Genomic DNA, 6981 nt, shown 5'->3' with positions numbered 1-6981 from the left:
GAGGTGCTGGCCTGGGACGGGCCGCACGCCGATCTGGTGGCGGCCTTCGCCGACGCCGCGCGGCGGGCGGTCGCGAGCGAACGGCCGGTGCTGGTGGCCGGTCCCGGCCAGGGCGAGCACGGCGCGCGGACGCTGGTCGCCCAGCCGTTGCTGATCGAGAACAGCGGTGCGGCGGGCGCGCTCGGAATCGTGACCGGCGGCAAGCCGGGTCCCGGACTCCTCGGCGCGCTCGCCGAGGTGGCCCGCTATGCCTGCGGCCAGCTGGAACTGGCCGAACTCGACGCCTCCCGCGCCAGGCTGGACCGCGCGGAGGTGCGGGCGCTGCGGGCGCAGATCAGCCCGCACTTCATCTACAACGCGCTCAACACCATCGCGTCGTTCGTGCGCACCGATCCGGCGCGGGCCAGGGAGCTCATCCTCGAATTCGCCGACTTCACCCGCTATTCCTTCCGCGCAGCAGGCGAATTCACCGTGCTGTCCGACGAACTGCGCAACATCGAGCGCTATCTGGCGCTGGAGCGAGCCCGCTTCGGCGACGCGCTACAGGTGCGGCTGCGGATCGCGCCCGAGGTGCTCGGCGTCGTGCTGCCCTTCCTCGCCTTGCAACCGCTGGTCGAGAACGCGGTGCGGCACGGCATCGCGGGCAGGCGGGGCGGCGGCACCATCGCCATCGTGGCCACCGACGCGGGCACCGACTGCCTGATCAGCGTCGAGGACGACGGCGCGGGCATGGACCCCGACCTGCTGCGTTCCGGCGCCCTCGACGCGATCGAATCCGGTTCCGGTCCTGCGGGTTCCGGCGAGTCGGCGCACGTCGGGCTGGCCAACGTGGACGATCGGCTGCGCGCGGCCTTCGGCAACGACTACGGGTTGATCGTGGAGACCGCGCCCGGCGCGGGCACCAAGGTCAGCCTGCGGGTGCCGAAGTTCCGCCCCGGCGTACGCGCCTGACGATCGCGATATCCGCTGGTCGGGATATCCGAAACACGCCCGATCACCATGCCCTTACCATGAGAGGGTTGTGACGCAGAACACCGAGAGGCAGGCGGGCCCGCTGCGCGTGCTAGCCGTGGACGACGAGAAGCCCGCTCTGGACGAGCTGGTGTATCTGCTGCGCACCCAGCAGGGTGTGGGCGAGATCCACACCGCGGGCGAGGCGACCGGCGCGCTGCGGGTGCTGCGCACCCACCCGGTCGACGCGGTCTTCCTCGACATCAACATGCCCGGACTCGACGGCATGGAGCTCGCGGGCATCCTCTCCGAGTTCGCCAACCCGCCCGCGGTGGTGTTCGTGACCGCGCACGACGACCGTGCGGTGAGCGCGTTCGATCTCGGCGCGGTGGACTATCTGCTGAAACCGCTGCGCGAGGCGCGCCTGGCGGAGGCGGTGCGGCGCATCGCTCAGTCGCGCGCCGCTCCCCCGCCGCCCGCGGCGCCGCGCGGCGACCCGAACGCGGTCATCCCGGTCGAGCTGGGCGGCGTGACAACGCTGGTGCACCGGTCGAGCGTGAGCTGGGTGGAGGCGGATGGCGACTACGCCAGGCTGCACACCAGCGCGGGCTCGCACCTGGTGCGCATTCCGCTCTCCGCCCTCGAATCTCGCTGGGAGAATGCCGGTTTCCTGCGCGTACACCGCTCGTACCTGGTGGCGCTGCGACTGGTCACCGGCCTGCGCACGGTGGGCAGCGGCACAGTGGTGTGCCTGCGCGCCGATGGCAGCGCGGCGGCGGTGGAGCTGCCGGTGAGCCGCAGACAGGTGCGCGAGCTCAAACAGCGGCTGGTGCACGGACCACGCCACACCTGGACCAACCGGTGACCGGGCCGCAACGGCCCGCACGGCAACGGGTGGTGCTGGCCGAGCGCCACGGCGCGCGACGGGTGCGCACCCGCGTGGAAGTCGCCGAGCAGACCGAGATCGGGGAAGCCTTGATCGGCGGTCTCATTCGCGCCCAGCTCGGCCTCGCGCTGCGGCTGGCGCTGGTGACGGTCTTGGCGCTCGGCGCGGTTCCGCTGCTGCTGAACATCGAGTCGCTCGGCTCGGCGGTAGTCATCGGAGTGCGGCTGCCCTGGCTCCTGCTCGGCGGCGCGGTGTTCCCAGCGCTGTACGGGGTGGGTCGGCTCTATGTGCGGCTGTCCGAACGCAACGAGGAGGATTTCCTCGACCTGGCCGGGGACTGACGTGGGCGCGCCCGCCCTGACCGTCGCGGCCCTGCTGCTCGCCGCGCTCGCCACCGTGGCCATCGGCGCGTACGGTGTGCGGCTCTCGCGCACCACCTCCGATTTCCTCGTCGCGTCGCGCAGCGTGACCCCCGGCTGGAACGCGGCGGCGATCTCCGGCGAATACCTCTCGGCCGCCTCGTTTCTCGGCGTGGCGGGCCTGATCGCGAAGTACGGCGCCGACGCGCTGTGGTATCCGGTGGGATTCACCGCGGGCTACCTGGCGCTGCTGCTGTTCGTCGCCGCCCCGCTACGCCGCTCGGGCGCGTACACGGTGCCGGATTTCGCCGAATTCCGGCTCGGCTCGGTGCGTTTGCGCAGGCTCGCCGCGGTCGTGGTGGTGCTGGTGTGCGCGGTCTACCTGATTCCGCAGTTCCAGGGCGCCGGGCTCACCCTGCGAATTCTGCTCGGCGTACCGAGCTGGGTCGGGGCCGTCGCGGTCGGGGCGATCGTGATCGCGAATGTCACCGGCGGCGGCATGCGGTCGATCACGCTGGTCCAGGCGTTCCAGTACTGGCTCAAGTTCACCGCCGTAGCGCTGCCCGCGCTGGTGTTGCTCGGCCACTTCTTCGCCCAGGACCGCGAGCTCGGTACGGCAGCGCCGCCGGTGGTCACCGAGCGCACCACGGTGGACGTCACCACCGACGTGGTGGTGCAGGTCGGTGCGGGTCAACGGGTTTCGATCGCGGGCACGGTGGACGGCCGCCGCGTCGACGGTCCGGTGGCGTTGGCGCCCGGCGAGCACCAGCTGGCCGCGGGCACCCAGCTGGTGCTCGAATCCGGTTCCGCGGTACCGGTGGTGGCGGGCGCGCCCGCCGACGGCGTCAGCTGGTTGTCGCCGGGTGGCGGGTTCGGCGGCTCGCACCCGACCTACCAGGTGTATTCGCTGATCATCGCCACCTTCCTCGGCACGATGGGACTGCCGCACGTGCTGGTGCGGTTCTACACCAATCCCGACGGGCGAGCCGCGCGGGCCACCGCGCTCGCCGTCATCGGCTTGGTCGGCATGTTCTACCTGTTCCCGATTCTGCTCGGGGTGTTCGCCCGGCTCTACGTGCCGCAGTTGCTGATCACCGGAACCTCGGACGCCGCGGTGCTGCTGCTGCCCGGTTCGGTGCTCGGCGGACTGCCAGGCAGCCTGCTGGCTGCGCTCGCCGCGGCGGGCGCGATCGCCGCGTTCCTCTCCACCTCCTCCGGCCTGCTGGTCAGCATCGCGGGCGTGCTCAGCACGGACATGCTGCGCGGCCGGATCCGGGACTTCCGCATGGCCGCGCTGGCGGCGGGCGTCGTCCCGCTGGCGCTGTCGCTCACCGTCGCCTCGCTCGACCTCTCGCGCACCGTCGCGCTGGCGTTCTCGGTGGCCGCTTCGACGCTGTGCCCGCTGCTGGTGCTCGGCATCTGGTGGCGTGGGCTCACCGCGAAGGGCGCGGGGGCAGGCCTGATCGCGGGCGGACTCGTCGCGGGCGGGGCGACGGCGGTGTCCGTGCTCGGCGGCGCGTCCGAGGCGGTCGCCGACGGCTGGCTCGCGGCGATCCTCGGCTACCCGGCGGCGATCAGCGTGCCGCTGGCCTTCCTCACGATGGTCGTGGTGAGCACCGTGACGTGTGGTCAGGGCCCGCGCGCGGTGCGCGGGATCTTCGTGCGCATGCACGCCCCCGAACGGCTCGGCATGGGCGCCGACCGAGAGCGCGGGCTGCGCACCAGCTGACGGAGGGGCGGCAGGACCGTCGACCGTTCGTCGCGCGGAGCCGACCGCTCACCGCACAGATCCCCACCTTCACAGAGTGACCTGCACCACAACGCATATCGGCGCTTCGATCGGTCTACCTTCACCGCAGTAATCCACGTCACAAGCTAGGACGCTCCGATGACCGGTACCGACCTCACCAAGCCACCGCGCACACCGAGCGAAGAGGACTTCGCCGCCGTGCAGGCCAGCCCGCAATTCCAGGAGCTGCGAAATCGTCTGCGCCGTTTCGTGTTCCCCATGACGGCACTGTTCCTGACCTGGTACCTCAGCTATGTGCTGCTCGGCGCGTACGCGCACGACTTCATGGCGACCGAGGTCGTCGGCAACATCAACGTCGGGCTACTGCTCGGCCTCGGCCAATTCCTGTCCACCTTCGTAATCACCGCGTGCTACGTCCGCTTCGCCAACAAGGAACTGGATCCGCGCGCCGCGGCCATTCGCAACTACCTGGAGGGTGAGCGGGCATGACCACGCAGTATCTCGCCGCGGGCACGGTCGGCAATCCCGTCGCGAACATCGCCATCTTCGGCTTGTTCGTCGCGGTCACGATGGTGGTGGTGATCAGGGCGAGCCGCAACAACGCCAGTGCTGCGGACTACTTCACCGGCGGGCGCGGCTTCACCGGCCCGCAGAACGGCATCGCCATCGCGGGCGATTACCTCTCGGCGGCAAGCTTTCTCGGCATCGCGGGCGCCATCGCGGTCTACGGCTACGACGGCTTCCTCTACTCCATCGGCTTCCTGGTGGCCTGGCTGGTCGCGCTGCTGATGGTGGCCGAAATGCTCAGGAACACCGGCAAATTCACCATGGCCGACGTGCTGAGCTTCCGGCTGCGGGAACGGCCGGTGCGCACCGCGGCGGCGCTGTCCACGCTGACCGTCTCGCTGTTCTACCTGCTGGCCCAGATGGCGGGCGCGGGCGGCCTGGTCGCGCTGCTGCTCGACATCGACGACCGTGCCGGGCAGTCGGTGGTGATCGCCGTGGTCGGCGTGCTGATGATCGTCTACGTGCTGGTCGGCGGTATGAAGGGCACCACGTGGGTGCAGATCATCAAGGCCGTTCTGCTGATCACCGGCGCCGCGTTGATGACGGTGATGGTGCTGGCCAAGTTCGGGTTCGACTTCTCCGAGATCCTCGGCTCGGCGCAGCAGATGGTCTCCGATTCCACCAGCAAGGCCGTCGCCGCGCGTGACGTGCTCGCCCCCGGCGCGCAGTACGGCGCGACCGAGACCTCGAAGCTGAACTTCGTCTCCCTCGGTCTCGCGCTTGTCCTCGGCACCGCGGGACTGCCGCACGTGCTGATGCGCTTCTACACCGTGCCGACCGCCAAGGAGGCCCGCCGCTCCGTAGTGTGGGCGATCGCCCTGATCGGCGCGTTCTACCTGTTCACGCTGGTACTGGGCTACGGAGCCGCCGCCATCGTCGGTCCGGATCGCATCCTCGCTTCGGCGGGCGGCCAGAACTCGGCGGCTCCGCTGCTGGCCTTCGAACTCGGCGGCGTGGTGCTGCTCGGCATCATCTCCGCGGTCGCGTTCGCCACGATCCTCGCGGTGGTCGCCGGGCTCACCATCACCGCGGCGGCCTCGTTCGCGCACGACATCTACGGCAGCGTGCTCAAGCGCGGCAAGGCGGACGAGTCGGCGCAGGTGCGGGTTTCGCGGATCACCGCGGTGGTGATCGGCGCGCTCGCCATCGGCCTCGGCATCCTGGCCAACGGGCAGAACATCGCGTTCCTGGTGGCGCTGGCCTTCGCGGTCGCGGCGGCGGCGAATCTGCCGACCATCGTGTACTCGCTGTTCTGGCGGCGCTTCAACACCACCGGCGCGCTGTGGAGCATGTACGGCGGCCTGATCTCCACGATCGTGCTCATCGTGTTCTCGCCCGCGGTGTCGGGCAGCAAGAGCGCCATGCTCCCCGGCTCGGACTTCGACCTCTTCCCGCTGTCGAATCCCGGAATCGTCTCCATCCCCTTGGCTTTCGCGCTCGGCGTGATCGGCACCTTCGTCGGTGGCCGCACACCGGAGAACCCGGCCAAGGCCGCCGAGATGGAGGTTCGTTCGCTCACGGGAGTGGGCGCTGAGAAGGCGGTCGTGCACTGACCTTCCCGATCCCGGCGCTGCCGGGATCACCGCAGGACTCGCCGCAACGGCGCGGCGCCCGTCGGGTCCCGGCACACGCCGGGGCCCGACCCCTGTTCCCGTTGCCGCTCAGGCTCTTTCGATTGGAGATATGACTTGACCAGCGCCACGACCGAACCGGACACCACCGTCCCGGTGACCTACGCGCCCAGCCCAGAATTCGCCGCCGCCGCGAACGCCGATGCGGCGCTTTACGATCGGGCCGCCGACGATCGCGACGCTTTCTGGGCCGAGCAGGCCGAACGGCTGCACTGGCATCAGAAGTGGAGCCAGGTGCTGGACTGGAGCGACGCACCCGTCGCCAAGTGGTTCGTCGACGGCACGCTCAACGTCGCCTACAACTGCGTGGACCGCCACGTCCTCGACGGACACGGCGACCAGGTCGCCATCCACTGGGAAGGCGAACCCGGCGACTCCCGCGACATCACCTACCGGCAACTGCTCGACGAGGTCTCCCAGGCCGCCAACTACCTCACCGAACTCGGACTCGAAGCCGGCGACCGGGTCGCCATCTACATGCCGATGGTGCCCGAGGCGATCGTCTCCATGCTCGCCTGCGCACGCCTCGGACTCACCCACTCGGTGGTCTTCGCCGGGTTCTCCCCCACCGCGCTGCGCCAACGCGTCGACGACGCACGCGCCCGGCTCGTCATCACCACCGACGGGCAGTGGCGCCGCGGCAAGTCCGCACCGCTGAAGGAAGCCGTGGACGAGGCGCTCTACGCCCACGGCGACCTGCCACACAGCGTGGAGCACGTGCTGGTGGTGCGCCGCACCGATGTCGAGGTGCCGTGGACCGAAGGCCGGGACCTGTGGTGGCACGAGACCGTCGCCCAAGCCGCCACCCACCACGAAGCCCAGCCCTTCGATGCCGAG

The 6981-nt window shown here is 70.2% G+C and carries 7 protein-coding genes; all 7 read left to right on the top strand.

Translation table 11 applies throughout. The features are described from left to right. Nucleotides 1–951: sensor histidine kinase (locus NX1_RS34585; protein ID WP_068069303.1), on the top strand; the 951-nt coding region annotated here is incomplete at its 5' end. Between the two features lie 70 nt (nucleotides 952–1021). Next, a complete protein-coding gene (locus tag NX1_RS34580; RefSeq protein ID WP_068069300.1) occupies nucleotides 1022–1816 on the top strand; it encodes a LytR/AlgR family response regulator transcription factor in 795 nt (264 codons plus the stop codon). Beyond that, nucleotides 1813–2178: a hypothetical protein gene (locus tag NX1_RS34575; protein ID WP_068069298.1), complete on the top strand. Its 366-nt coding sequence runs from the start codon at nucleotides 1813–1815 to the stop codon at nucleotides 2176–2178. Before NX1_RS34580 ends, NX1_RS34575 begins: the two co-directional genes overlap by 4 nt. Continuing rightward, on the top strand, nucleotides 2123–3925 hold the full coding sequence (locus tag NX1_RS34570; RefSeq protein ID WP_068069295.1) for a sodium/solute symporter: 1803 nt from the start codon (nucleotides 2123–2125) through the stop codon (nucleotides 3923–3925). Before NX1_RS34575 ends, NX1_RS34570 begins: the two co-directional genes overlap by 56 nt. Before the next feature lie 159 nt (nucleotides 3926–4084). Further along, on the top strand, nucleotides 4085–4435 hold the full coding sequence (locus tag NX1_RS34565; protein ID WP_068069292.1) for a DUF485 domain-containing protein: 351 nt from the start codon (nucleotides 4085–4087) through the stop codon (nucleotides 4433–4435). Then, complete coding sequence (locus tag NX1_RS34560; RefSeq protein ID WP_068069289.1) at nucleotides 4432–6066, top strand: monocarboxylic acid transporter; 1635 nt, start codon at nucleotides 4432–4434, stop codon at nucleotides 6064–6066. The genes NX1_RS34565 and NX1_RS34560 overlap by 4 nt, the downstream gene beginning before the upstream one ends. A 135-nt stretch (nucleotides 6067–6201) precedes the next feature. Beyond that, the coding region (locus NX1_RS34555; protein ID WP_157120394.1) for an AMP-binding protein at nucleotides 6202–6981 on the top strand (780 nt) is incomplete at its 3' end.

The organism is Nocardia xishanensis NBRC 101358 (assembly GCF_001613365.1).
Taxonomy (GTDB): domain Bacteria; phylum Actinomycetota; class Actinomycetes; order Mycobacteriales; family Mycobacteriaceae; genus Nocardia; species Nocardia xishanensis.
The sequence above is the reverse complement of the archived record's forward strand: the minus strand, read 5'-3'. Positions and strand labels throughout refer to the sequence as shown.